This is a genomic window from Paludicola sp. MB14-C6 (assembly GCF_030908625.1).
Taxonomy (GTDB): domain Bacteria; phylum Bacillota; class Clostridia; order Oscillospirales; family Ruminococcaceae; genus Paludihabitans.
The window spans coordinates 568,145-591,922 of record NZ_CP133133.1 but is presented as its reverse complement, the minus strand read 5'-3'; the positions used below and the strand labels follow the sequence as shown (position 1 = coordinate 591,922).

21 protein-coding genes are annotated in these 23,778 nt (G+C 34.1%); 13 read left to right on the top strand and 8 right to left on the bottom strand.

Annotated features, from left to right (window positions below):
- Positions 1-48 precede the first annotated feature (48 nt).
- The 7 genes from RBG61_RS02780 (at position 49) to RBG61_RS02750 (ending at position 7,639) form a co-directional block, all read left to right on the top strand.
- Positions 49-1,119 (top strand): FtsW/RodA/SpoVE family cell cycle protein, encoded by a 1,071-nt coding sequence (locus tag RBG61_RS02780; RefSeq protein ID WP_307945512.1) that lies wholly within the window; start codon positions 49-51, stop codon positions 1,117-1,119.
- Positions 1,120-1,179: 60 nt separating this feature from the next.
- Positions 1,180-1,731, top strand: a complete 552-nt coding sequence (gene rsmD, locus RBG61_RS02775; protein WP_307945511.1) for a 16S rRNA (guanine(966)-N(2))-methyltransferase RsmD — start codon at positions 1,180-1,182, stop codon at positions 1,729-1,731.
- 31 nt (positions 1,732-1,762) lie between these two features.
- Positions 1,763-2,263, top strand: a complete 501-nt coding sequence (gene coaD, locus RBG61_RS02770; RefSeq protein WP_307945508.1) for a pantetheine-phosphate adenylyltransferase — start codon at positions 1,763-1,765, stop codon at positions 2,261-2,263.
- 5 nt (positions 2,264-2,268) lie between these two features.
- Positions 2,269-2,724: an ATPase gene (locus RBG61_RS02765; protein WP_307945505.1), complete on the top strand. Its 456-nt coding sequence runs from the start codon at positions 2,269-2,271 to the stop codon at positions 2,722-2,724.
- 140 nt (positions 2,725-2,864) lie between these two features.
- A complete protein-coding gene (locus tag RBG61_RS02760; protein WP_307947182.1) occupies positions 2,865-3,569 on the top strand; it encodes an ABC transporter ATP-binding protein in 705 nt (234 codons plus the stop codon).
- A complete protein-coding gene (locus RBG61_RS02755) occupies positions 3,569-6,616 on the top strand; it encodes an FtsX-like permease family protein (protein WP_307945502.1) in 3,048 nt (1,015 codons plus the stop codon). The genes RBG61_RS02760 and RBG61_RS02755 overlap by 1 nt, the downstream gene beginning before the upstream one ends.
- A gap of 246 nt (positions 6,617-6,862) precedes the next feature.
- On the top strand, positions 6,863-7,639 hold the full coding sequence (locus tag RBG61_RS02750; protein ID WP_307945500.1) for a DeoR/GlpR family DNA-binding transcription regulator: 777 nt from the start codon (positions 6,863-6,865) through the stop codon (positions 7,637-7,639).
- Positions 7,640-7,820: 181 nt separating this feature from the next.
- Here the strand turns inward: RBG61_RS02750 and RBG61_RS02745 are convergent, their stop codons facing one another.
- Positions 7,821-11,165: a hypothetical protein gene (locus RBG61_RS02745; protein ID WP_307945498.1), complete on the bottom strand. Its 3,345-nt coding sequence runs from the start codon at positions 11,163-11,165 to the stop codon at positions 7,821-7,823.
- Between the two features lie 29 nt (positions 11,166-11,194).
- Complete coding sequence (locus RBG61_RS02740) at positions 11,195-11,998, bottom strand: mechanosensitive ion channel family protein (RefSeq protein ID WP_307945495.1); 804 nt, start codon at positions 11,996-11,998, stop codon at positions 11,195-11,197.
- 167 nt (positions 11,999-12,165) lie between these two features.
- Between RBG61_RS02740 and RBG61_RS02735 the strand changes: the two genes are divergently transcribed.
- From RBG61_RS02735 to RBG61_RS02715, 5 genes are all read left to right on the top strand, one after another.
- Entirely contained in the window at positions 12,166-13,122 is a 957-nt protein-coding gene (locus RBG61_RS02735; protein WP_307945494.1) for a sigma-E processing peptidase SpoIIGA, read from the top strand.
- Between the two features lie 25 nt (positions 13,123-13,147).
- Positions 13,148-13,864 (top strand): RNA polymerase sporulation sigma factor SigE, encoded by a 717-nt coding sequence (gene sigE / locus RBG61_RS02730; protein WP_373889723.1) that lies wholly within the window; start codon positions 13,148-13,150, stop codon positions 13,862-13,864.
- Positions 13,865-14,058: 194 nt separating this feature from the next.
- Positions 14,059-15,240: a glycosyltransferase gene (locus tag RBG61_RS02725; protein ID WP_307945491.1), complete on the top strand. Its 1,182-nt coding sequence runs from the start codon at positions 14,059-14,061 to the stop codon at positions 15,238-15,240.
- 204 nt (positions 15,241-15,444) lie between these two features.
- Complete coding sequence (locus tag RBG61_RS02720; RefSeq protein WP_307945489.1) at positions 15,445-16,146, top strand: hypothetical protein; 702 nt, start codon at positions 15,445-15,447, stop codon at positions 16,144-16,146.
- A 143-nt stretch (positions 16,147-16,289) separates the two neighbouring features.
- On the top strand, positions 16,290-17,117 hold the full coding sequence (locus RBG61_RS02715) for a phosphatase PAP2 family protein (protein ID WP_307945487.1): 828 nt from the start codon (positions 16,290-16,292) through the stop codon (positions 17,115-17,117).
- Positions 17,118-17,157: 40 nt separating this feature from the next.
- Here the strand turns inward: RBG61_RS02715 and RBG61_RS02710 are convergent, their stop codons facing one another.
- Together RBG61_RS02710 and RBG61_RS02705 are read right to left on the bottom strand one after the other, a co-directional pair.
- Positions 17,158-18,111: a Gfo/Idh/MocA family protein gene (locus tag RBG61_RS02710; protein ID WP_307945486.1), complete on the bottom strand. Its 954-nt coding sequence runs from the start codon at positions 18,109-18,111 to the stop codon at positions 17,158-17,160.
- 27 nt (positions 18,112-18,138) lie between these two features.
- Complete coding sequence (locus RBG61_RS02705; protein ID WP_307945482.1) at positions 18,139-18,345, bottom strand: DUF896 domain-containing protein; 207 nt, start codon at positions 18,343-18,345, stop codon at positions 18,139-18,141.
- A 203-nt stretch (positions 18,346-18,548) separates the two neighbouring features.
- On the opposite strand from RBG61_RS02705, the gene RBG61_RS02700 reads away from it, so the two are divergent.
- Complete coding sequence (locus RBG61_RS02700; protein WP_307945480.1) at positions 18,549-18,992, top strand: GNAT family N-acetyltransferase; 444 nt, start codon at positions 18,549-18,551, stop codon at positions 18,990-18,992.
- A gap of 52 nt (positions 18,993-19,044) precedes the next feature.
- On the opposite strand, the gene RBG61_RS02695 is transcribed toward RBG61_RS02700, so the two are convergent.
- Genes RBG61_RS02695 through kdpF form a run of 4 tightly spaced genes read right to left on the bottom strand, consistent with a single transcriptional unit; the run spans position 19,045 to position 23,631 of the window.
- Entirely contained in the window at positions 19,045-19,671 is a 627-nt protein-coding gene (locus RBG61_RS02695; protein WP_307945479.1) for a K(+)-transporting ATPase subunit C, read from the bottom strand.
- Positions 19,672-19,699: 28 nt separating this feature from the next.
- Positions 19,700-21,757 carry a potassium-transporting ATPase subunit KdpB gene (gene kdpB, locus RBG61_RS02690; RefSeq protein WP_307945478.1) on the bottom strand — a complete coding sequence of 686 codons (2,058 nt, stop codon included), beginning with the start codon at positions 21,755-21,757 and terminating at the stop codon, positions 19,700-19,702.
- 53 nt (positions 21,758-21,810) lie between these two features.
- Positions 21,811-23,538 carry a potassium-transporting ATPase subunit KdpA gene (gene kdpA, locus RBG61_RS02685; protein WP_307945476.1) on the bottom strand — a complete coding sequence of 576 codons (1,728 nt, stop codon included), beginning with the start codon at positions 23,536-23,538 and terminating at the stop codon, positions 21,811-21,813.
- Positions 23,539-23,553: 15 nt separating this feature from the next.
- Positions 23,554-23,631, bottom strand: coding sequence for a K(+)-transporting ATPase subunit F (kdpF, locus tag RBG61_RS14005; protein ID WP_373889735.1), 78 nt, complete (start codon positions 23,629-23,631; stop codon positions 23,554-23,556).
- Positions 23,632-23,778: the final 147 nt, after the last annotated feature.

The following is a 23,778-nucleotide window of genomic DNA, read 5'->3' as shown; positions in this document are numbered from 1 at the left end:
AAAGGTGTATGGTCTGCTGTAAAGCAATTTATCAAGGAGTTAGACAAAATGATCTTGGTTATTTGTCTTTGTGCGTCTTCAATCAGCTGTATTAGCATGTATTCGTTTTATAAAACAGGAATTATTGGCTTAAAACCGTTTGCTACTCAAGTAATTGCAGTGGTTTTAGGTGCTATTGCGGCTTGTGTTATATCTTCAATTGATTATGTTATTTTAGCAAAGCTTTGGAAAATATATACGCCATTTGCATTGTTCCTTGTCTTGTTAACATTCACTCCTCTTGGTATAACACCAGCTGATACAGACGATAAAGCTTGGTTAAATTTGGGGGTTACGACTCTGCAACCATCTGAATTACTAAAACTAGCTTTTATATTTACTTTTTCTTTACACCTAGTAAAGGTTGGAGAAAATATCAACAAGCCTAAAGATTTTTTAAAATTATGCATTCATGGAGCCATTCCAACATTGTTGATTGTGAAACAAGGTGACCTTGGTTCTGCACTTGTGTTTTTTGCTATTTTTGTTGCCATGATGTTTGCGGGAGGACTTTCTTTAAAATTCATCGCAGTAGGAATTACAGGTGGTGTAGTGGCAGCTCCGTTAATATGGAACTTTCTTTTGCCCGCCCATCTGCAAAAACGATTTTTAGTTGCATTGCACCCTGAAACGGATATATTGGATAAAGGCATGCAACAATATAAAGGACGCATTGCTTTGGGTTCCGGTGGTTTGGATGGAAGAGGCTTATTTTTTGATAATCTGTTCAACGTTCCTAAAGCACATAACGATTTTATTTTTTCATATATTGGTCAAACGCTTGGCTTTGTTGGGTGTATCATAACCTTATTGATTATTGTAGCTTTATGTGTTAAAATATTACTTACAGCAAGAATGGCAAAAGATAATTTGGGTATGTATATATGTATTGGTGTATTCGCTATTTACTTGTTCCAATCTATTGTTAATATCGGAATGGTATTGTGCGTATTGCCTGTTATTGGAATAACTTTGCCGTTATTTAGTTCCGGTGGAACCTCAGTATTAGTATCATATATGGCAATTGGAATGGTAATGAGCGTTTATCGTGTCAATAAAAAGGAAATGATGTTTGACTAATTAAGAAAGCTTATAATTGAAAAGCAGAATAAATAGAATATGATATCCCGGAGGAAGTTAATGAAAGTAATAACAGGACAAGCAAGAGGAAGAATTTTAATTACAGTTGATGGTTTAGATGTTCGTCCAACTACTCAAAAGGTAAAAGAAGCGGTGTTTAGCATCATTCAATTTGATGTTCCTTATGCTAAAGTATTAGATTTGTTTTGCGGTTCAGGGCAAATGGGAATAGAAGCACTTAGCAGAGATGCTGATTTTTGTGTATTTGTGGATTCTTCAAAAAAATCTCAAGAAGTAACAAAACAAAATTTAGTAAATACAAATTTATTAAAAAAAGCAAGGGTTGTTGCAATGGATTATAAATCTTTTTTAACAACAACAAAAGACACTTTTGATATTGCTTTTTTAGATCCACCATATAATAAAGGAATCTTACCCGAAGCATTACCGTTACTTGTACAAAAAATGAATGATAGCGGTATCATTCTTTGTGAACATGAAGACAACGAAGAAATACCTACACAAGTAGGAAATTTCAAACTATTTAGACAATATCATTATGGACGTATCTGTATTTCAACATATAAAAACTGCGATGCAGAAAATATATAGTGGCATGTCATAAGTTTTTGGAGGAACATTAATGAGAATTGCAGTTTGTCCTGGTAGCTTCGATCCTATTACCAAAGGACACATTGATATTATTTCAAGAGCAACAAAATTATTTGATCGTGTAGTAGTTGCTGTTTCTGTTAATCCGGCTAAACATGGAAGTTTTAGCTTGGATGAAAGAGTAGAGCTTATTAAAATGTGTACTACTCATTTAGAAAATGTTGAAATAGATGTTGTAACCGATTTATTAGCTGATTATTCAAAGCGAGTTGGTGCTTGTGCAATTGTGAAAGGATTAAGAGCAGTAACTGATTTTGAGTATGAATTTCAAATGGCGTTAGCGAATAAAAAATTAAATCCGGAAGCGGAAACCGTATTTTTAACGACTGCTACGGAAAATATGTATCTAAGTTCAAGTCTAGTGAAACAAATCGCAAGTTTCGGAGGAGATATATCTGATTTTGTTCCAACAGAAATAAACGATATTGTTGCCAAAAGGTTATATCAAATTAAAAATGACATAGGAGGATAATAGACATGAATATTAACGAGAATTTAGATTTGCTTGATGATATTCTAGATTCTGCTTGGAGCGTTCCTCTTTCTGGCGGAAGATGCATGGTTGATATTGATAAGGTTCGTGAGATTGTCGATGATATTCGTTTGAATTTACCATCAGAAATTAAACAAGCGAAAATGATTGTTTCTGATCGTAAAGTAATTATTGACGACGCACGAAAAGAAGCAGATTCTATTGTTAGAATTGCCGAGGAACGTGCAAAGAAGCTGGTTGAAACAAGCGAAATTGTTCGCCAGTCTCAAGATAGAGCAAAAGAAATTATTGCTCAAACAAATAATCAAAATCGTGAATTGAAAAAAGCAACAAATGAGTTTATTGAAAATGCATTGAAGCACTCTGAAGATATTTTGGGAGCTGCTTTGCAAGAAATTAAATCGACTCGTCAAGCATTAAAACAACCAGCTAAGAAATAATAAGAAGACAGGTGTATAGCCTGTCTTTTCTTGCATTTATCAGACATATTTACAGTTCGTTAATAGCTGCGCAACAAAATGGAATAGTATTCCATGTCAATAAAACTATAATAGGTGTATAGTATGAATTTTGGAGGGGCATAATGGCTTTTGTTGAGTTTCAAGATGTAACGAAATATTATCAAGTAGGGGAACAAAAAATTTATGCTTCCAATGGAATCACGTTTTCCATTGAGAAGGGGGAGTTTGTTGTTATAGTAGGCCCAAGCGGAGCCGGAAAAACAACAGTATTGAATATGCTTGGCGGAATGGATACTTGTTCGAGCGGTAAAATTTTTTTAGATGGTCAGGAAGTTAGTAAATATAATCAACGTCAATTAACCGAGTATCGCCGCTATGACGTTGGATTCGTGTTCCAGTTTTATAATTTAGTACAAAACTTAACGGCATTGGAAAATGTAGAACTTGCAGCACAAATATGCAAAAATCCATTAGATGCAAAAGAAGTATTAACAGAGGTAGGGCTTGAAAATCGTATTTCAAATTTTCCTGCGCAGCTTTCAGGCGGAGAACAACAGCGTGTGTCGATTGCTCGTGCAATTGCCAAAAATCCAAAGTTGCTTTTGTGTGATGAGCCGACGGGCGCATTAGATTATAATACAGGTAAAACGATTTTGCAGTTACTTCAAGATACTTGTAAAAAATCAGGTCATACAGTAATTGTAATTACACATAATAAAGCATTTACGAAAATGGCAGATCGAATTATAAAAGTGAATAACGGAAAAGTAGTGGACGTTCAAATTAACTCAAATCCAGTAACGGCGGAAGGAATTGAGTGGTAATGAGTAAATTGTTCAGTAGACATTTTCAAACCAACAAAACATTTCGAAAAGAAGTAAGGCATTCTATAAAAAGTTCATTGAGCCGATTTTTAGCCATTATGGGTATCGTAGCTTTGGGTGCCGGCTTTTTTGCAGGATTATATTCCTCTGCCCCATATATGAGGGCAACAGCAGAAAATTATTATGACAATAGCAACTTTATGGATATTCATTTGATATCAACTATGGGTTTTACAAAAGATGATGTTGCCGCTATTCAAAGTATGAGTAATGTGGAAGGTGTAATGCCATCTAATTCCATTGATATTTCTGCAAACTATAAAGACATCAAACAAAATATTCGAATTCATGGTATACCCGATAATTTGGTTAATAGTCAAGCTCAAGACTATATTAATAGGCCACGTTTAGTAAAAGGACGTTTCCCTAGCAATTCAAAAGAATGTGTTCTTGATATGGGGAAGATGTTTAGAAGTCATTACAAGATAGGCGATACAATAAAAATTGCTGATTATGACGAAGAACTAAGCAAGCAATTAAAAGCGGATGAATTCAAAGTAGTTGGTTTTGTTGATAGCTCTTATTATATTGCTTATAATTTAGGCTCTACTTCTATTGGCAACGGTAGGCTTGATCGTTTTATTTATGTGTTGAATTCAAGCTTTCAACAAGAAGTTTATACAGATTTGTTTGTAACAGTTAAAGGCGTGAAACAACTTGAAAGCTTTCAAGCTGAATATGATAAAAAAATCGAAGCAGTAACTGCTAGTATAAAAGCAGTAGCGGAAAATCAAAAGAGTATTCGCTTTGCTGAAATAAAAGAAAAGGCAAATAAAAAAATCGAAGATTCTCAAGCAGAGTTGGAAGTAAATAAAGCAAAAGCAGAAAATGAGTTGAATGATGCTTCACAAAAAATACAACGTAGTGAGAAAGATCTCATAAAAGCTAAGAATGAAATTGTGAATGGGCAAAATGCACTTGATCAAGGCTTTGCAGAATATAATACCAATAAGCAACTGTTGGAACAAAAGGTCAAAGACACCGAGAACGATTTGCAAAAGCTAGAAGAACAAATAGCAGCACTAACTCAATCGGGGCAGAATGAGCAAGCTGAATCTTTAAAAAAACAACTTGAAATAGGAAAGGCAACGCTTGAACAGACAAAGCAAGTCATACAAAAGCAGCTTATAGAAGCTAAAATAAAGTTAGATGAATCTCAGAAGACGTTAGAAAAAGGCAAAGCTCAATATGAAGCTGGAAAGAGACAACTAGAAAAGGGAAAAGCGGAGTATGTTATAAACAAACAAAAAGCAGAAGAAAAGCTGACGGATGCACAAAAGCAAATTGATACCGGGAAAAAAGAGATTGCAAAAATCAGCAAACCGCAATGGTATGTGCTTGATCGTAATACAAATGTTGGCTATGTGAGCTTCTTTTCTGATGCAGATAGAATGGCATCAATAGCAACGGTTTTCCCACTCATTTTCTTTTTAGTAGCTGCCCTTGTAGCGCTAACAACAATGACTCGTATGGTGGAAGAAGAGCGAGTTTTAATTGGTACGCACAAAGCCTTAGGTTATAGCAATGTTACGATTATGTCTAAATATCTGCTTTATGCGGCATTTGCAAGTATTTTAGGTAGTGCATTTGGTATTGCAATTTTAAGTAATCTTTTACCGAATATCGTTTGGAATGCATATAACATGATGTATACAGCACCGACAATTCGTCCGAATATTCATTGGGGCATCACATTCGCAGCAGCAGGCTCAGCTGTACTTTGTACATTAACTGCAACCTATCTTGCTTGTGCTGCAACGCTACGTGAATCACCTGCTGCTATGATGCTGCCTCGTGCGCCTAAACCTGGAAGACGTATTTTAATGGAACAAGTGACCTTCATATGGAATCATATGTCTTTTTTAAAGAAGGTAACGGCTCGAAATTTATTCCGATTTAAAAAGCGTTTGTTTATGACAGTGATTGGAATTGCAGGATGTACTGCATTGCTATTAACGGGCTTTGGAATTAAAAATTCAGTTACTGATATTGTAGGTAATCAGTATAAGGATATTTATCAATACAATTCTGTTATAGGAATAGCAAGCGATGATTTTACTGAAAAAACGAAAGCATTATTAAATGATAAGAACTATTTTAAAGATACTTTAATCGAATTAAATAAAGCAATGGATTTTTCTTTTAACGGTAAGACGGAAAGCGGAAACTTAATTGTTCCAAAAGAAACGAAAAAACTCAAAGCGTTTGTTGCATTAAGAACAAGAGCAAGCCATGAGGATGTAGGATTTAACAAAGATAGCGTTGTTATTTCAGAGAAAATGATAAGAACATTAGGTATCCATATTGGTGATAAAATCACAATAAAAGAGCGAGACGGTAAATCAGTTGTGGCAAAAGTAACTGGTGTTACAGAAAATTATATTGGTCAAAATGTTTATCTGTCGTCAGAAAAGTATCAAGAGATTTTCGGAGCAGAACCTAAATATAATGAAATGGTAGCGAAAACATCAGGTCAAATATCCGATGAAAAAGCATTATCCACAAGCTTAATGAAAGATGATAACATAACAACAGTTCAGTTCTTAAAAGACATGACCTCTCAGTTTGATGATATGCTAACCAGTTTAAACATCGTTATCGTAGTTTTGATTATCTCTTCGGGATTACTTGCTTTTATTGTTTTGTATAACCTTACAAACATCAATGTAACAGAACGGCAAAGGGAATTAGCTACCATAAAGGTATTGGGATTTTACAACAAAGAGGTAAGTGCATATATTTATCGTGAAACTGCTATGTTAACGGTTATCGGTTGTATTGCAGGTTTAATCTTAGGTGTATTTCTCCATAACTATGTCATCCAAACAGTAGAAATTGATATGATTATGTTCAGCCGAAAAATACATTTTATGAGCTATGTATGGTCAGCATTACTTACAGCTGGTTTTGCTGCCTTTGTGAATTTCGTAATGTATTTTAAGCTCAAAAAAATTGATATGGTAGAATCGTTAAAGTCAATTGATTAGTAGAAAAGAACCCCTAAATTTGTAAGAATTTATAAAAGCACTATCATTTTTAAAATGATAGTGCTTTTGGCATTATACTTATTATGATCAAATGATTGTTATTCTTTTATCATTACTGATAGTTAATTATTGTTAATCATTTTTAAATAATATCTTGACAAACGTTAACGATAGTTATAAAATGTTAACAAAGATGAATAAAAGCCGGCACTTATTTATCTTAAATTGAATTACGAGGTGAAATCTATGTTTATCGAAGAAAGGCATCAAGATATCTTAAACAGCATTAAGGTAAATGGCAGAATATCTATTGGTGAAATACAGGAAAAATATGGTGTTTCAGTTGACTCAGCAAGGAGAGATTTAAGAATACTAGAAGAAAAAGGACTATTAAAACGTACTCATGGAGGAGCAATTCCCATTTTACCTGTAGGTATGTGCCCTCCTCGCCATCGTGACTTTGATAATATGACTATTGATGAGCACTATGCTGTTATTGCAAAAAAAGCCGCAGAACTTATTAAAGATGGTGATATTATATTTCTGACAAGTGGTACTTTTGGGTTTATAACGACTATGTATCTTCCAAAAAATATCAAATATACAGTAGTTCTTAATTCTCCAACGCTTGCTGATAAATTTAAGTATTGGGACAATGTAACAGTTTACCTCGCAGGAGGAAAGATGCGTTTGAACGGTGGTTCGGCAATGGTGGATAGTATGGCAACATCTTTTATAAAAAACCTTCATTTTGATATAAGCTTTTTAACTGGAGCTGGAGTTACTGCTGAATTTGGCTTATCCAATGGCACAGATGAAACGGCAACTTTTCAAAGGGCTGTTATTGAAAATTCACGACAAAATATATTGTTAATGCCATGCCAAAAGGTTGGAACAAACGCATTTATTAAGGTTGCAGATATTAATAAATTTGATAAGTTAATAACGGATTGGGAAACAGTTGAAGACGAAATTTTGAAAATCGAAGAAGTGGGTGTAGAAGTAATCGTAGTAGAAAAATAGAAGTAATAGTAAAAGAGCAGTATATTGACCGTTAACCTTTGTAAATTAAATATGGATTGTTAAATGTAAATTATTGAAATAGTGTTTTATTATCGTATCACATTTGAATTATAATATCAACCATGTAAAGTCACAATCCAAAATCGAAAATAGCCCCTGAAATCAGGGGCTATTTTTTAACTTATTTCAACTTCAACTTCATACGTTCACCAAAGAATGTTCTATCTTTAGCACAGAATGCAAACTCAATGGATATATCTTTTTTACAAGGGATGGTAATTGAATTTGTTACAAATTCGAGTGAAGCAACATTTTGGTGTAATGTGGATTCAAAAGCAAAGTCTGATTGATCAGTCGTTTTTAAAAGTACACTGCCAAAAGAATCTCCGCTCAACCATGTTGCTTTTTCCGTGTTTACGGCTGTTACTGAAATAGTCATAGCCTGATGATTATCTACAAAAATAATATCACCATTCTTGACTGGAAATGCTTTTTTACCATCAAATGAAACTGTAATATCAGAAATTACGCAATTTAGATATTTCGGTACACATCCACAAGGCTCCAGATTACCAACTTCAATAAGCGCAACATCAGCAGAAGTTTTTCCTGTTCCACCATCAACAAACGCAACTGTCGTACCCGCTTCAACTGCGCCAAATAACTCTTGCTCCATTTCTTGATACATAGCCATCAATCCATTTGCATGCAAATCTCTGTCGATAATAATATGCAATTCAGGTTTTTTCATTGCCGGCGCATGGATAAATTTATCTGCATACTCACGAAATACCTTTGTAACAGGTCTATCAGAGCCGTCAGGGGCAATGATTCCAAAGTCACTATTCTCACCAATGCGGTATCCACCTGCCCACCACCAAGCGTATAAGCCTGCTGTGTGACCTTGTATTAGCATATCGAAGAATCGTCTGTAGTATTCTGCTTGGAATTCCTCCGATTTATGATTATTAACAAAGTTTGAACCAATCCAAATGGATTTACCAAACTCTTTCCAAATAACTACATTATCGGGATTAGCATATCGAGAATAAATGTTTGTAAAAATGCCTTGACGCATACTTTTATAGCTGTCGGATAAAGCATAGCTTTCCGGTGACATAAATTCCATAGAAGAGGCAAGTGCTTTGTAGTCATAGCCATAAATTCCAGGATCAACTAAAGGAATCGTAGAAGCGTCTCCAGTTCTAGGGCTAATCATATGGTTAGGATCAATAGATTTCATATATTGCATTGCTTTGATGTGTTTGAATGCAACAATTCCATCAGCAAAATTACGATAAGCTGCCACCATAGCATTGTGTGGACCATCTTCACGAAGCATATCGTCTGTTACACCAATTACTTCGTTCTTATCGTTGCGTGGAGCTCGATATTGCCAAATTTTCTCCGCATTTTTAACTGAACCATAACGGTTTAATATATATTGTCTCCAATCAGCATCTAATGATTTTCTACCGTTGAAGTTTCCATAACATGGTTCATATGTTCCTAAGTAACGCTCCCAAGCAATGTCATAAGCTACAATGGTATCGTTTTCTTGAAAACCATATTTCGTAATCATTTCTTTTACTTCTTTTTCATTGAATTCAAATGGGTTAGCGTTTGGACGAATTGCTAAATCAGCATATAGTCCGTATTTTTCACATAGAGAAACTAGGTGAAGGATATTGTTTGAGTGAATAGACGGGTTGTAATGCATAAAGATAGACACAGCATTTAATCCAACATCACAAATACGTTTCAAATCTGCTTCAATAATATCCGGATCATATGCAAATGAAGCTACATAATGCTCAAACTCCTCACCGGTTTCCATACCGATGTTGCAAGTAGGCATATAGTTGACCCCAAAAAATCGAACAGGCTTATCGCCAATATAGATTTCGTTTTCACCTTTTTGAATATGTGCAAACTTGCGTTCTTCAATTGGTTTTGGGTGATGAATAATAATATCATGTGTAAGAATATCATAAACAGTTTCATCTTTTATAAGTGAAACCGATACATTCGTTTCTTGCGGAGTATCTTCAAATGCGATTAACCGTAAATCTAAGCCATCTTTATTTTCTAAATGGGATAGTTCATTTAGATCATATGTTCTGGTCTTGTTTCCTACTTGAATACGAACATGATAAGAGTCGGCTAAATCCTTATCTCGAACGCAAACTACTGCTCCGAAAGCTGCAATTGTGTCGTCTTCTAAATAGATATATTCATTAGAGCCACCTTCTAATAAAACAACAGGCATAAAAATACTGTCAACAGCTTCAGCAACACTAAGAGCACCGCCGCTTTCATAAAAGTTGTAGTCATTTGTCGTGTATGCAACAATTGTACTTTTATTATGTAGCGATTTGCGATTAGAAGTATTATAGTTTAAAAACATATACGCAGCATAACCACATCGCTGATTGTGCTCATCCAAAGCTTCAATCAGTGGTACAAAACGAAATCTTCTTTGCTTATCAATACCGGTACTTTGTGCTCTAGGAGATAGAGAAAATAAATCACTTGGAAGTTCTAAATCTGATTGAGATAAAAAAGCTTGCTTTTCATAGCATTGCAGCTTCACAGCGTTTGTTACGGGACAGAACTTATATTCGGGATATAATCCATCAATTGACACTTTTTCGTCGTTCAATATTGCAATGTGTGCGCTGGAAAGTTCATCAATATAAAATGCATGTTCTCCGGCAACTGAATAAGCAAATGATAAAGCATGTCCGAATTGTATTTTGCAAACTTCATCAAAATTGACATATACAGGTCGTTTTTCGTGATGAATACCTTGACGATTACCGTAGTAAACAAATTCTTTTTTTGATAACATAAAGAATTGAAAATTAGTAGATGGCGTAATTCTTGTTTTAAACATATCGCCGTTTGTTTGGATTAATGAAATTGTAATCGTTTTGGTGTTTTCATCAGCCTTTGCATAAAATCCAATTACGTTATGACCTTTTTTTATTTGAATTTCTTTTTCAAAACTTTCGTTGATCATAAATTCATTTGTATGATATTTTAAGCAGTGGGAGGACACAAATCCTTCTTCTACTAAAGAAAGCGTGGCATCTCCTTCATATTTCTTGCTATCGGGATTATAAGTATCTTTTTCAAAACCCAGTAAATCATTTGGAGAGTGAAAAGGAAGAATGACAGTTTTGTCAAAAGCGCCTTGAGTCATTAGCTTCTTGATTGCGTGAATGTCGATTTCTTCATTATTCTTATTATAAAACTCATTTGCAAATGGCGGTCCTCCAAGTGTAACGATGTTGCCACCTTGCTTTAAAAATTCACTTACCATATTTGGTAAAAATGCAGGACAATTATTCGCATCGGTAATGATAACAGTTTGGTTGTTTTTAATATCGAATACATTTTTATATTCAATATCGTTCCATGAATAGCAAGTAGCAGTAATTTCTTTGTTGGTAAGCTCTTGCTTTAATAAGTCAGTATAGAGGGGTGGTTGCGGTGGAGTTATAATGGCACAATGCTTTCTCATGGTAATATCCTCTCCTCAAGTAATTGAGTCTATTTCTCTTTTGATATAATATTTACATCCATTTGAGTAAATGGAATTGTAATTTTATTTTTGTCGAATGCGAGTTTAACTTCTTCTAATAAATCAAAGTTTAAATCCATATAGTTTTCAGTTAATACCCATACTTTTACTGCAATTTTAATAGAGCTTGCACCATGCTCAGTCATACGAATAATTGGCGGTGGATCTTTTAATGTTAGTGGATTTTTTTCAACAATATCTGTAAGCAACTGCTTTACAAATTGAAAATCAGCTTGATAACCAATGGAAAAAACCAAATCCAATCGCCTAGTTGGTTCAGCAGAATAGTTGATAATTTTTGCAGTCGAAACTTGCCCGTTTGGGATAAAAATTGCTTTGTTATCAATCGTATCAAGCTTGGTTTGCAAAACGTTGATATGCTTTACGGTACCTGTAATATCAGCAATTTGAATATAATCACCAACTTTAAATGGCTTTGTAAAAAGTAAGATAAATCCACCTGCTAAATTTGCTAAGCTATCTTGAACTGCAAGCCCAATAGCAAGTCCTGCTGCACCTAATACGGTAATTAGTGATGTTGGAGGCACACCCAATTCAGTTAAAGCGGAGATTCCAACTATAATATACAGCGTAACTTTAATGAATGATAAAATAAATTTGTGGCATATAGGGTCTAGCTTTGACTTCTTAAAGATCTTTTTTAGTATGCTCATGAAGAACTTCACTAAAATTAGCCCTACAACTAAGATAACAATACTCCAAATAATATTGGGAGTATGCAGCTTAAAATAGTTAATAATATTGTCTTTCATATTATAAAAATCCTTCTAAACTAGTAAATTTCGCAATTACATATATAATACTATCTAATAAAAGTATAGTCAACAGAATACATCAAATAAAAACAATAAATTGCATTCCAAAATTGACATAGTTTTCCTATCCAATGTAATATACTATAAATTGTAGGTGATGGACAGTGAAAGAAACAATTTATATTGATGTACTCATTTTATTGAATATTTATGTAAGCTATTTTTTATTTGCTTGCACCAAAAAGATATTAGGCGTATCTGTTTCAAACCTGCGTATGATAATTGCCTGTTTAGTTTCAGGTGCTTATTCCCTTTTAATATTATTTAATATAAATTTTATTGAATTTACCCTGATAAAAATCGCAATGGGGTTATCATTAAGCGCAATTGCTTTCTTTAATAAACGAATACGCTTTTTTGTAAAAGCAACATTGGTGTTTTTCCTTGTGAATTTTATTTTCGGTGGACTAATGTTTTGCCTTTGGTATTTTATTACTCCGGCTTCAATGCAATATAAAAATGGAGTAGTATATTTTAATATCTCTGCACTTGCTATAGCTATTTTTACCATAATTGCATATTTAATTATTACTGCTTTTACTTATTTTTTGAACAAACGAAATCAAACCAAAGATTGTTATTACGTGATATTATCATTGGATGGCCGAGAAACAATGATATCAGCATTACTTGATACAGGAAATAAGTTGACCGATGCGTTTACTGGGCTTCCGATTATGGTTTGTGAATTAACCGAACTAAAATCATTACTACCTAAAAGATTATACGCTTATTTTGAATCGCCACAAGAAGCTTTGCTGGATAAGGAAGATACCTACTTAATCTCAAAAAAAATACGAATGATACCTGTTAGCGTTGTCAGTGGTACAGGATGTTTGATGGCTTTTAAGCCGGATAAGATTACGTTAGTACATAAACAAAAGAAAATGGAAACTAATGCTTTAGTAGCAGTAACGACTCAAAAGCTATCTGACGGAGATTTTCAAGCATTAATTAGTACAGCAATGTTATGTAATGTAGAAAGCATCGGAAATAGCAATAAGAATAAAGGAAATGAAAAGAGTGTTGAAACTGCAATAACCAGTAAAATGAAATTTTAATATTGATGAAAAGGGAGCGGCGGTTATGAAAAACTTAGTAATGAAAATGAAGTACTACTTCAAAAGGATGTTAAATCGTTTATTTGGACGAGAATATGTTCATTATATTAATGGGCCTGAAACATTACCACCACCACTAACAAAAGAAGAGGAAAGTATTGTTTTTACCAAGCTGGAAGCGAACGAACCAGAGGCTAGAGATATTTTAATTGTACATAATCTTCGTTTAGTTGTATATATTGCGAAAAAATTTGAATCTACAGGAATCGGAATTGAAGATCTAATATCAATTGGAACCATTGGACTAATTAAAGCTGTAAATACTTTTTGTCCAAGTAAAAATATAAAGCTGGCAACTTACGCATCTCGATGTATTGAAAACGAAATATTAATGTTTTTAAGAAAAAGTACACTTTCTAAAAATGATATTTCGATTGACGAACCATTAAATGTGGATTGGGACGGCAATGAGTTATTGCTATCCGATTTATTGGGAACAGATCCGGATACCGTAAATCGAGATTTAGAAAACGAAATTGAGCGAGAATTATTGATTTCTTGTGTGAATAAATTAAGTGAACGTGAGCGAGTAATTATGGAACTTCGATTTGGGCTAAAGACTGGTGAAGAGAAAACTCAAAAAGAAGTTGCCGATATGATTGGTATTTCTCAATCATATATTTCTCGTTTGGAGAAGCGAATTATTAAGCGCCTTAAAAATGAATTTCAGAAAATTATTTAGTATTAAAATAAATACTTTACTTTATGTGAAAATTTTGTTATACTCGTCTAAAACCTGTTTTTAATTATTTTTTACAAATTCATAAAAAGTTCAAAAAGATTTGAATTTTTTATTGATTATAATCGTTATTATAAATATGAAACAAAAAATAGATGAGTGTACTGATTGTCAGTACAATCAAGGAGGATCATAAAATGAAGGTAGCTTTATTTACTGAGACATACTTACCATATATTAATGGTGTGGTTACTCATGTGAAAGCGCTAAAAGATGGACTTGAGAAAACAGGCCATGAAGTATTAGTCGTAACAGCAAATACAAAGACTCATCATCATTATATTGAAGACGGCGTATTAAACTGCCCTGCAAAATTGTTTAAAAAATTATATAATTATGGTTTAGCTTCCCCTTTAAGTCATAAACGTTTAAAAATCTTAAGAGATTTTGATCCTGATGTAATTCATATCCACAATGAATTTGGTGTTGGTTTATCTGGAACGCTAATTGCCGATCGTTTGCAAATTCCATTAGTATATACATTGCATACAATGTATGATGATTATTTGTATTATATTGCACCAAAAAAGTTGGTACCTATGTTAAGAAAAGTATCCCATCGTTACGTTAAATATTTAGCAAAACATGCAACAGCATTAACAGGACCATCTCAAAAAGTACAAGAGTTTTTTGATGAATGCGGTGCACAAAAGAGTGTAAATGTTGTTCCTAATCCGGTAGAACTAGATGTATTCAATCCGCATAATGTTGATAAGGTAAGAGCACAAGAAATTCGCAATCAATATCATGTTGCAGATGATGAAATATTAATTTCATTTTGTGGTAGATTAGGCAGAGAAAAAAGCGTTGATGTTCTTTTAAATTATTGGTCAAAAAACGTTAAAAAAGAAGATAAGCTAAAACTATTGATACTTGGTGAAGGCCCTTGTCTAGATGAATTAAAGCATCAAGCAAAAGAGCTTGGCATTTCAGATATGGTTTCGTTTGCTGGAAGAATTGAGCATGATGATTTACCTTGTTACTATGGTGCATGTCAATTATATATTACAGCGTCTTTATCTGATACAAACTCTATATCTATGAAAGAAGCAATGGCAACGGGATTGCCTGTAATTCATATTCAAGACCCATTAAATGCAGGTCAAGTAGTTGATGGAGTAAACGGTTATATTTATAAAGATGCAGATGAGATGTATCAAATACTGATGAACTTTAAAAATAAAACACAAGAAGAAAAAGACAATTTAAGAAATTCAGTTATTAACTCTGTAAAGATTTACGGTTGTGAAGCACTTGCTGAATATCTTGTAAAAGTTTATCAAGAAGCAATAGACGAGAAAAAAGCGAAAGCAAAATAAATTTATTCGGATTTAATATGCAATCTAAAGAGCCTAAGGGCTCTTTTTGTTTTGTCCTATGTTTAGGGCAAATCAAAACCAAGAAAGATTTTTCAATGGTTTTGTCATTCTTCTAGGAAAGAAAGTTATATTTATCATCAACTTGTGTTACATAATTAATATTTAAGAATATAATATACTAAATAACATATTAGGAGGGTTTAAATGAAAGATAATCCAAAAGAAAAAGGTTATTGCTACGATTGCTTTGATCGTGTGCAACATTGTTATAAACAGTGTAACTGCAATCAACCAAATTATGTTTGTTGCCCGGGACCACCGGGACCACCAGGACCACCGGGTAAACAAGGCGAACAAGGTGAACAAGGCGAACAAGGTGAACAAGGCGAACAAGGACCTCCAGGTAAACAAGGCGAACAAGGACCTCCAGGACCTTGCTGTTCATCTGGTCAATTACTCTTAAATGGCGGAATGGAGCTATTTACAGCAAACGTTCCTACTAATTGGTCTACAACTACTTCATCTGCTATTTCTCAACAGACAGCTGGAGGAAGGGTGCATTCAGGAGATTCTGCTGTTAATATTAAAGATGGTGGTATACTAACACAAACAGTTACGAAAATTAACAAAGGTTGTTTTTATACGCTTTCCTTTTTTGCTAATGCCTCCGGTTCTAATGCTGGGTTTGAAGCAACAGTTGTATTTACAACAACTGAAGGAGATGAGCCAGACGGATCAATATCTGTTAGAGATTCTGATATGCCAACTTTAAGTAATAATTTTGCTTATTATAAACTCATTACTTCTGCAGCACCTGATAATGTAACCGGTGCTAAAATTACTTTCGAAGTAGCAGCTACAGGCGGTCAGTCAATTAACTTTGATGATGTTTCTTTTGCGGTTTAATATAATTTTACTATTTAAGTAACGTAGCGAGTAGTACGTTACTTTTTTTCTTACAAAAATGTAAGTTGGCTGTAAGGTAATGAGATGGAAGAACATATTTATCTTTTGTATAATAAGGATAGCAACAAAAAAGGAGAATAAATATGTTAACAAAGAAAAAACAAAAACCCGTTCTGTTCATTTCATTTGCAGTATTGCTTTGGGGAGCATTGGCAATTACTTTTGGAGTATTTGATTTAAAAATTACTGAAATAGTAGTTAATCAAACATCTAAATGCGCTCAGGTATTAGAATGGTTTGGGGAATTTATTCCCGGGATTTTGATTACATATAGTGGTGTTATTTTATTTATGTATTATTTCAGAGTAAGCGAAGTGAAGCATTCAGCGTTTAAAATATGTGCTTCATTGCTTTGCTTGTTTGGTGGTGTTATTTATTTTTTCAAATATGTAATTGAATTTAATAATTTAAGAACGTGGTTGCTGTGTGCTTTGTTTTTGTTTAGTGTGTTAGTATTGTTTTCTGTAACAACCAATATAGATATAACGACACTTTTATATCTGAAATCAATTGCCATAACTACAATTTATTTAGCAATTGCATCCGCTGTAGTAATCAATGGCTTGAAATTTACTTGGGGCAGAATGCGTTTTGAAGATATGACAAACCCTGTATTACAATTTACTCCGTGGTATATGCCACAAGGGTTAACCGGTAATCGTTCTTTTCCGTCAGGTCATACAACGTCTGCTAGTATGCTAATTGTTTTGACGATGTTTGCTAAAACGTGTGAGTATAAGCTTAGTAAGGTTATTTGTTATATCTTACCAATCAGCGTTATTATCATTATGGCATATAGTAGGGTAGTAGCAGGAGCGCATTTTTGCTCAGATGTGTTGTTTGCAATAGGGATTACCATTACATTATTTTATATTATAAAAAGCCTTGTAATGAAGAAATCACAGCTATAAAAGAAAAACCGCCATTTCACTGGCGGCTTTTGTGATTTATTTAGTTCCCAAGACATTGGTCAAATATATCAGCACATTGAATGGTATCTTTATGAGGAATAACGCTGCTTTCTAATTTACCGGCTTTAATACAAGAAATAACTTCTTTAATTTGGTGTTCAAAGCCATTATCCAAACGAGAATAGAATGTTTCTGCAACACCTTTTTCATCAATTAAAGTACATTCACTAGAGTAATGTGGATCTTTAATATAAATACGTGCATTGGTACCGTAAATATTTAGCTCATTTTGTACTCCTGCGGTCATAATACAATTTAATGTAGCAACGCAGTTCTCAAATTGAAGAATCATTGCATCTACTTTATCAACATTACCACAAGGATGACGAGTAATAACGGATTTTACATCCTTTAATTCTTCATTGATAAGATATGTCATAATCTCAATGGCATAAACGCCTATGTCATACATTGCTCCTCCGGCTAGTTTTGGATTATACATTCTATTTTGTGGGTCATTATCTGCTTTAAATCCAATAATAAAAGTAGCAAGATCAATTTCGCCAAGTTTTCCGCTTTCAATCCATTCTTTCGCTTTGTTGATAACAGGTAAAAATCTTGACCACATTGCTTCCATAACGAAAACACCTTTTTCTTTTGCAAGGGAAAAAACTTCTTCAGCTTGTGCTTTTGTTAAAACAAAAGCTTTTTCACAAATAACAGGCTTATTATGCTCAATGCATAGTTTTAAATTTTCGTAATGAAAATTATGCGTTGTTGCAATATAGACAGCATCAATATCATCACACTTTAGCATTTCTTCATAGGATTGGTAGTAACGTTCTAGGTTGTTTGTTTCAGCAAATGCTTTTGCCTTGTTTGGAGTATTACTTGCAACTGCAACAACTTTTGCATCCTCTACTAAAGTAACTGCATCACAAAATCGATTTGCAATGTTTCCAGCTCCAATAATGCCGAATTGAAATGGTTTCATAATATGTCCCTCTCTTTTTTTTATCTATTATTTATTTTTTGGACTAAGCTTAGTTTTTTTGCCTTTTTCGTCAACCAATACAATTTGATCGAGTGAGCTTCTTAAGCTATCACGATAGGCTTTAATATATTCTGCACGAAGCAATTGTTGCTCTAAAATTTCTTGTTCTGTAAGTTGTGTTTCTTTTGATTTTCTAGCAAGTTCATTGATTCGGTCTAATTTTGCTTGTTCCATGAAAATCTCCTTTATTCCATATTCAATTAGTTATTAACTAGCTTTATTATAACTTGCTTGTCGGTTTAATGCAAGAAAAGAAAAGTTAGATTTCTGTTAAATGTTGTATTTTCTTAAGGTGTGTGATAAAATTTAGTTTATTATAAAATAAATAATTCATTTATTGAATTAACGGATTACCAACTAACGAAAGTAGGGACTGAATGAAGGTTGTTAGACTAATTGAAGACAGTGAACTATGGGAACAAGTAATTGTTTACGCACAAAACTGTTTGTGGAAAGCAGGACCGTTCTTAGCAAGTGGTATGCGAGAGCATAAGTTTACCGATTGGGAAAAGGTTTTTGTTGCAAGTGAAGGTAACCAAATTGCAGGATACTGCACATTATCCAAAACCGATTGCATTCCCGATGTCCCATATACCCCATACATAGGCTATGTGTTTGTTGATGAAAACTTTAGGGGAGCAAGATGGAGTGAGCAAATGATTTTAAGTGCAGTCGAATATGCAAAAGAACTTGGATTTCAACAAGTATATTTGGTTAGTGGAGAAATAGGTCTATACGAGAAATATGGGTTTACAAAAATAGATGAAAAGCTTGATTTCTGGGGTAACAAAGAACAGATATTTAGTAAAATAATCATATAGCAAACTAAAATGGCGTGTATCACTGTTGATACACGCCATTAAAAATTGTTAACTAATGAATCATATCTATAGCTTTTGCAATATCCAAGTTTACTTCTAATACATTAACAGTTTCTTCGCCAAATATACCAAGAACTTTACCTTTTGTATTATTAGATACAATCTCATTCAATTGAGATTCTGATAGACCAGTTGATTTTATTAAAGCAGGAAATTGAACTTTTGCAGATGCAGGTGAAATATGTGGGTCTAGTCCTGAACCTGAAGCAGTTAATAGGTCAGTTGGAATATCTTCTTTTTTTACATCAGGATTTTTCTTTAAGAAATTCTCAATATCCTTTTCAACACGTTCAATCAACTTCTTGTTAGATGGGGCTAAGTTTTGTGAGCCGGAACCAACACCACCGTAAGTTCCATTTTCTTTTTCTTCTTTCGTATATGTGTTATAGTTTACCGCAGATGGTCTGCATTTCATAAAGCGGTCATCTTTGAAGTCTTGACCAACTAATTGTGATCCAACAACTTTTCCGTCTACTTTAATTAAGCTGCCGTTTGCTTGTTTAGGAAAAAATAGTTGCCCTATTCCTGTAACAAGCAAAGGATATAATATACCACATACTAATAATAAAACCAGTGATAACAGCACAACGTTCTTGGCTGTTTTTAATCCGCTTTTCATATATATTTATTCCTTTCTGATTTTTGTTTTATAATCCAATCATGCGTAAAAGTGGAGCAATAATCAAATCAATTAGTTTAATACCGATAAATGGAGTAAGTACACCACCAAGTCCGTAAACGAGCATATTCTTTGCAAGCATTTTGCTAGAACTCATTGGCTTGTATTTTACACCTTTCATTGCTAACGGAATTAGCAATGGAATAATGATTGCATTGAAAACTAAAGCAGATAAAATCGCACTGTTTGGAGTTGCAAGATGCATGATATTTAAAACATTCATTTGCGGAATGACTAACATAAACATGGCAGGAATAATTGCAAAGTATTTTGCAACATCGTTTGCAATACTGAATGTTGTTAAAGAACCACGAGTAATTAAAAGTTGTTTACCAATTTCAACGACTTCGAGTATTTTCGTTGGATCGGAATCTAAGTCTACCATGTTTGCTGCTTCTTTCGCAGCAGTAGTACCGCTGTTCATTGCAAGACCAACATCAGCTTGTGCTAGTGCTGGAGCATCGTTGGTGCCATCACCTGTCATAGCGACAATTTTACCTTCTAATTGTTCTTTTTTAATCGCTTCAATTTTATCTTCTGGTTTACATTCTGCAATAAAACCGTCAACGCCGGCTTCTTGCGCAATTGTAGCGGCGGTTAGAGGGTTATCTCCGGTACACATAATTGTCTTGATACCGATTTCTCGAAGCCTTTTGAATCGCTCAACCAATCCAGGTTTTACGGTATCTTTTAAATAGATAACACCATAAATTACATTATCAACGCAAACAACAAGAGGTGTGCCGCCAAGTTTAGAAACATCACTTACTTTTTCTGATAAGTCAGAAGGAATAATACCGTTTTGTTCTTTTACATATTGGATAATTGCTTCACCAGCACCTTTTCGAATCTTAGTACCATCTGGCAAATCAATACCACTCATTTTTGTTTGTGCAGTAAATTCAATGAATGGGGCATTTTTATAAGCACTAACATCTATATTGTCATCCATTTGATTTGCTAACTCAACAATAGATTTACCTTCTGGAGTATCATCTTTAATTGAGCAAGCCAAAGAATATTTGATTAAGCTTGAACGTTTTTGATTCTCAACTGGAATGAATTCCGAAGCAAGTCGATTACCGAATGTAATAGTTCCTGTTTTGTCAAGGATCATTGTATCAACATCGCCACAAGCTTCAACGGCTTTACCGGATAAAGCAATAACATTAAATCGAGTTACTCTATCCATACCTGCAATACCGATTGCAGATAGCAACGCGCCAATTGTAGTAGGGATTAAGCACACCGTTAATGCGATGAGTGTTGAAATCGGAATTTCTACTCCGCAATAAAGAGCGATTGGATAAAGTGTTACAATTACGATTAAAAAGATGATAGTAAGGCTAACTAAAAGTGTATTCAATGCAATTTCATTTGGAGTTTTTTGTCTGGATGCACCTTCTACCATAGCAATCATCTTATCTAAGAAAGATTCCCCAGGTGAAGAAGTAATTTCGATTTTTAACCAGTCACTCGCAACTGTTGTACCACCAGTAACGGATGCAAAATCGCCTCCACTTTCCTTTACAACAGGTGCAGATTCACCAGTAATTGCGGATTCATCAACAGATGCAATTCCTTCTATAACTTCTCCATCGTTTGGAATGACTTCGCCAGCTTGAACTAAAACAATATCTCCTTTTTTCAATTCGCTGGAGCTGATGATTTCCTCCTCACCATTAGGTAGAATTCTGCGTGCGGTTGTATCTTTCTGAGTTTTCTTTAAGCTTTGCGCTTGTGCTTTACCTCTGCCCTCGGCAACAGCTTCCGCAAAATTAGCAAATAAAACAGTAATAAATAAAATGATAGAAACAATAATATTGTAACTTCTTAAATGTTCTCCGCTTGCTCCAAAAATATTTGGAAAGAAGCAAAGTAATAAGGTTACGATAAATCCAATTTCAACAACAAACATAACAGGATTTTTAATCATTGATTTTGGGTTTAATTTTTTAAATGCACTTACTACAGAAGATTTCAATATATCTTTTGTAATAAATTTAGATTTTTTATTCGTACTCAAAATAGTTGTCTTCCTTTCTAAGAACTAGCTTGAAATATCTTGTTTATATTAGTTTAGCTCCATAAAGTTAAATGCTCTGCTACCGGGCCAAGCGATAATACTGGGAAGAATGTTAATGCAGCAAAAATTAGTACAATCATAACTAAAGTAATTGTAAAGGTCATGCTGCTGGTTTTTAACGTTCCGACAGATTCATTAACAGGACGTTTTTTCATCAAGGAGCCTGCAATTGCAAGTTGTAAAATCATAGGAAGATAACGTCCAAAGAACATTACTAGTCCCGTAGAGATGTTCCAAAAGAATGTGTTATCTGCTAATCCTTCAAAGCCAGAGCCGTTGTTTGCAGCAGAAGATGCGAATTCATATAAGACTTGTGTTAATCCATGATAGCCAGGGTTAGTAATCCCTGCAATACCAGCGGATGTGGCAACTGCAATAGCAGAAGCAGCTAAAATGAGCAATGGATGAATAATAATGCCAAGAGCAGTTAATTTCATTTCCTTGCCTTCAATTTTTTTGCCAAGATATTCAGGTGTTCTACCAACAAGAAGTCCACAGATAAATACCGTTAATATAGCGTAAAGTGCCATATTCATAAATCCAACGCCTTTACCACCAAATACAACATTAAGCATCATATTTAATAATGGTACAAATCCACCCATAGGAGTTAAAGTATCATGCATATTATTAACGGTACCGGTTGTAAAAGAAGTTGTAACGGTAGTAAATAAAGAAGATTGTGCAACGCCAAATCGAACTTCTTTACCTTCCATACTACCCATGCTTTGGCTTAAGCCTGCTTGCGCTAATGCTGGATTTCCTGCACTTTCTGAAAAATAGCAAATAACTAAGCCGATTATAAATAAAATTGACATGGCGATAAAAATAGTTCTACCTTCACTACCAAAGAAAACGCGAGTTTTTTTCACTTCTTTTTGAATATTTTGCTCTTTCTTGCGGTAGTGTACCATTAAGCCAAATGCAATTACGCAAGCGGCAGGCAAAATCATCATAGAAAGAAGCTCTAATAGGTTTGAAAGGATTGTTGGATTCTCAAACGGAGTAGCAGAGTTTGCTCCAAAGAAACCACCGCCATTCGTACCTAAATGCTTTATGGATTCTAAAGAAGCAACAGGACCCATTGCGATGTCTTGATAAGAACCTTCTATAGTTTGAATTGTTTGGTTTGCGCTTAATGTTTGCGGAACACCTTGCCAAATTAACAATATTGAAACAATAAGGCTAAATGGCAATAGAACCCTTGTAATTACCCTTGTTAAGTCTACAAAAAAGTTACCCATGCTTTTTTTGCCTACAATACCACGAATGAATGCCATGCAAACCGCATATCCACTTGCAGCTGAAGTAAACATTAAAAATGTGATAACAGCCATTTGACTGAAATACGACAATCCACTTTCTCCTGCATAATGTTGTAGGTTTGTGTTTGTCATAAAGCTAATAATTGTGTTGAATGATAAATCCGCAGGCATAGCGCTTATACCGTTTGGATTGAATATTGGCAAGAATTGCAGTCTGAGAATGAGGTATCCAACTCCAATCATGACTGCATTGGTGGCAATCAAGGATAGTATGTATTGTTTCCAGTTCATTTCTTTTTCTTGATTGATTCCACATACTTTGTAAATTGCATTATCCATTCGATTAAAAACTGGATCTGCAAATGTATGTTTTTTATCGGTTACTTTATAAAGATATCGACCAACTGGTATTGCGATAGCTACGAATATAATGAGCGTTAAGCAAATTTGAAACATTGTTTTTCCTCCTGATTAAAACTTTTCGGGATTGATAAGTGCATAAATTAAATAACCTGCTAATCCCACAATGATAATACCTAATAATATCATTTTATTCCCTCATTTCTGTATTTGACGGTCACACCATTGAATTAACAGCCATGTAAGGCCAAGGCATAGAACGATTAATCCGATTGTTACAAAATCCATTTTATAATTCCCCCTTTGTACATATTGAGAATAGCACAAACTTTGTTA

Bases quoted from the DNA above. Each gene is read 5' to 3' on its own strand.
- RBG61_RS02780 (WP_307945512.1), top strand. From the start codon at position 49: ATGATCTTGGTTATTTGTCTTTGTGCGTCTTCAATCAGCTGTATTAGC.
- rsmD (WP_307945511.1), top strand. From the start codon at position 1,180: ATGAAAGTAATAACAGGACAAGCAAGAGGAAGAATTTTAATTACAGTT.
- coaD (WP_307945508.1), top strand. From the start codon at position 1,763: ATGAGAATTGCAGTTTGTCCTGGTAGCTTCGATCCTATTACCAAAGGA.
- RBG61_RS02765 (WP_307945505.1), top strand. From the start codon at position 2,269: ATGAATATTAACGAGAATTTAGATTTGCTTGATGATATTCTAGATTCT.
- RBG61_RS02755 (WP_307945502.1), top strand. From the start codon at position 3,569: ATGAGTAAATTGTTCAGTAGACATTTTCAAACCAACAAAACATTTCGA.
- RBG61_RS02750 (WP_307945500.1), top strand. From the start codon at position 6,863: ATGTTTATCGAAGAAAGGCATCAAGATATCTTAAACAGCATTAAGGTA.
- RBG61_RS02745 (WP_307945498.1), bottom strand. From the start codon at position 11,165: ATGAGAAAGCATTGTGCCATTATAACTCCACCGCAACCACCCCTCTAT.
- RBG61_RS02740 (WP_307945495.1), bottom strand. From the start codon at position 11,998: ATGAAAGACAATATTATTAACTATTTTAAGCTGCATACTCCCAATATT.
- sigE (WP_373889723.1), top strand. From the start codon at position 13,148: ATGAAAAACTTAGTAATGAAAATGAAGTACTACTTCAAAAGGATGTTA.
- RBG61_RS02725 (WP_307945491.1), top strand. From the start codon at position 14,059: ATGAAGGTAGCTTTATTTACTGAGACATACTTACCATATATTAATGGT.
- RBG61_RS02720 (WP_307945489.1), top strand. From the start codon at position 15,445: ATGAAAGATAATCCAAAAGAAAAAGGTTATTGCTACGATTGCTTTGAT.
- RBG61_RS02715 (WP_307945487.1), top strand. From the start codon at position 16,290: ATGTTAACAAAGAAAAAACAAAAACCCGTTCTGTTCATTTCATTTGCA.
- RBG61_RS02710 (WP_307945486.1), bottom strand. From the start codon at position 18,111: ATGAAACCATTTCAATTCGGCATTATTGGAGCTGGAAACATTGCAAAT.
- RBG61_RS02705 (WP_307945482.1), bottom strand. From the start codon at position 18,345: ATGGAACAAGCAAAATTAGACCGAATCAATGAACTTGCTAGAAAATCA.
- RBG61_RS02700 (WP_307945480.1), top strand. From the start codon at position 18,549: ATGAAGGTTGTTAGACTAATTGAAGACAGTGAACTATGGGAACAAGTA.
- RBG61_RS02695 (WP_307945479.1), bottom strand. From the start codon at position 19,671: ATGAAAAGCGGATTAAAAACAGCCAAGAACGTTGTGCTGTTATCACTG.
- kdpA (WP_307945476.1), bottom strand. From the start codon at position 23,538: ATGTTTCAAATTTGCTTAACGCTCATTATATTCGTAGCTATCGCAATA.
- kdpF (WP_373889735.1), bottom strand. From the start codon at position 23,631: ATGATATTATTAGGTATTATCATTGTGGGATTAGCAGGTTATTTAATT.